1 protein-coding gene and 1 tRNA gene are annotated in these 2,332 nt (G+C 43.9%); both read left to right on the plus strand.

Translation table 11 applies throughout. The features are described from left to right. Nucleotides 1-376: 376 nt before the first annotated feature. Complete coding sequence (locus ACVA54_RS19560) at nucleotides 377-2,002, plus strand: methyl-accepting chemotaxis protein (RefSeq protein WP_446649887.1); 1,626 nt, start codon at nucleotides 377-379, stop codon at nucleotides 2,000-2,002. A 253-nt stretch (nucleotides 2,003-2,255) separates the two neighbouring features. Further along, nucleotides 2,256-2,331: transfer RNA gene (locus ACVA54_RS19565), tRNA-Phe, on the plus strand. Nucleotide 2,332 lies beyond the last annotated feature (1 nt).

The following is a 2,332-nucleotide window of genomic DNA, read 5'->3' on the forward strand; positions in this document are numbered from 1 at the left end:
TCCTTAGCTCAGTTGGTAGAGCGACGGACTGTTAATCCGCAGGTCGCTGGTTCGAGCCCAGCAGGAGGAGCCACTTTAGAAAGCCAAGTCTTCGGACTTGGCTTTTTTTTTATATGTCAAATTGACTCAAACCTCACCGACTTATCTTTTCTCCCTTACGCTTCAATTCATTAATCATGAATCATAATTTAGAAGAAAATTTCATTCTTACTATTCATTTACTCACCAACTGATTGCCCATTCTTTGTAAAAACTTAAGCATTATCAAAGAATCAAAACTCAATTGTAGATGTAAGCTTTATTTACATTATTATAAGTTATTTTTTGCATGTGCAATTTTAACCCATCAGACTCTATTTAGTCTTGCGAGTGATCTATGAAATTAGAAAAACAAGCGTACCTATTATCGGCCATCATATTAATCGCCCTTATTGCTCTCACCTTATCTGGGCTATGGACACTAAGATACGCCAGTGATCTGGATAACAAAGCTCGAATTACTGAGCATTTTCGCAGTGCTTATAGCATGTTAACCACCGTTGAAAAAATGGCAAATGAAGGCAAGTTGTCCACTGAAGATGCCAAGTCATTCGCAATGCAATTGATGCAAAATAACATATACAAAGACAACGAATACGTTTATGTGGCTGACGAAAATATGGATTTTGTCGCCGCGCCATTAGACCCTCAATTGCATGGCACGAGCTTTCATGATTTCAAAGATGGTAGCGGTCAAAGTGTGGCGCAAATCCTCTTAAATGCGACGGCAAAAAATCCAAATGGTATTGCCGAATATCACTGGACATCAAAAGGACCTGATGGGGATATCGTCGATATTGTTTCGATCGCACAAAAAACCCCAACGTGGGGCTGGGTTGTCGGTACGGGGATCAACTCCAATGAGGTGGATCAACGCTTCTGGTTAACGGCTCAATGGCAACTTGCTCTATGTATTCTGATTGCCGCGGGGATCTTTACCATCCTTATCATTGCTATTCGACGCATGCTTGCCCTACTTGGTGGTGAGCCACAAGAAGTACGAAATGCCATTCAAGATGTGGTGCATGGCAATATTAAGACCGACTTTGCCAAAATGCCCGTGAGAGGCAGCATCTACGAAGCGGTTCAAGATATGAACTTTTCACTCGCCGAATTGATTGAAAAAATGGAAACATCAATGCATGCCTTGCGAGAGGAACTGCAAGCGGTTGAAACACGAACAGAAACCATCGTTGATCTCACCGCCTCTCAACAGCAATCAACAGCGATGATCGCCACCGCCATGACGGAAATGGCCTCATCGGCCAGCAATGTTGCCGACTCAGCCAATGAAACCGCGCACAACACAGAGCAAGCCGATCAGCAAAGTCAACAAACACAGCAATTGATCAACAGCACGGTAGACAACATTGAAGGTTTAGCCGCTCAATTAACGACCGCAAGCCAAGTGGTGTCCGCCTTAGATAAAGACGTCAATGCTATTGTTAAAGTCCTGGATGTGATTGGTGATATTGCAGAACAGACCAATTTGTTAGCACTCAATGCAGCCATTGAGGCGGCCAGAGCGGGTGAACAAGGACGTGGATTTGCCGTAGTGGCTGATGAAGTTCGCAATCTGGCGGGCCGCACTCAAGCCAGCACGAAAGAAATCCAAGAAATGATCATTAATTTGCAAACAGGCTCACGCAATGCCATCCAAACGATGGAGCTGTGTGCCGCCACCAGTCAAAGCACGGTTGAGGAATCTCGCACAGCCTCTCAAGCGCTTGAGCAAATCGTGCATGCCCTTGAGTCGATCAGCTTAATGAGTCAACAAATTGCCAGTGCATCGGGTGAACAAACAGATGTGAGTAACGACATTGCTCACCGTATTAACCTAATTGAAGAAAGTAGTACACTGTTAAATGATGTGGTTGCACAGAGCCAAACTAGCACGCTTGGGTTATCTCATTTAGCCGATCAGCTCGGCAGTTGGGTAAATAAATTTACAATCCGTCGTTAAAAGACCACTAATGCCGTTTGTTTTCATTAGAACACCCGTTTTAAAGCACGCTTTTTATAGGCGTGCTTTACTTTTTTTACGCACATTCGTGTAAAAGACTGGATTTACAATAACTGTTAACGCCCATGAAACCGTTACTATCAAGCTGAAATGTTCGAAAACAAGCCATTACGAACACAAAAACAGCAAACGATATTTTTTTTGCATTTTGTTGTTGACCTCAAAGGCGAAAAACCTTTTAATACACCTCGTCGCCCGGATAGCTCAGTCGGTAGAGCAGAGGATTGAAAATCCTCGTGTCGGTGGTTCGATTCCGCCTCCGGGCACCAC

The sequence above is a fragment of the Vibrio sp. PNB23_22_6 genome, assembly GCF_052877535.1.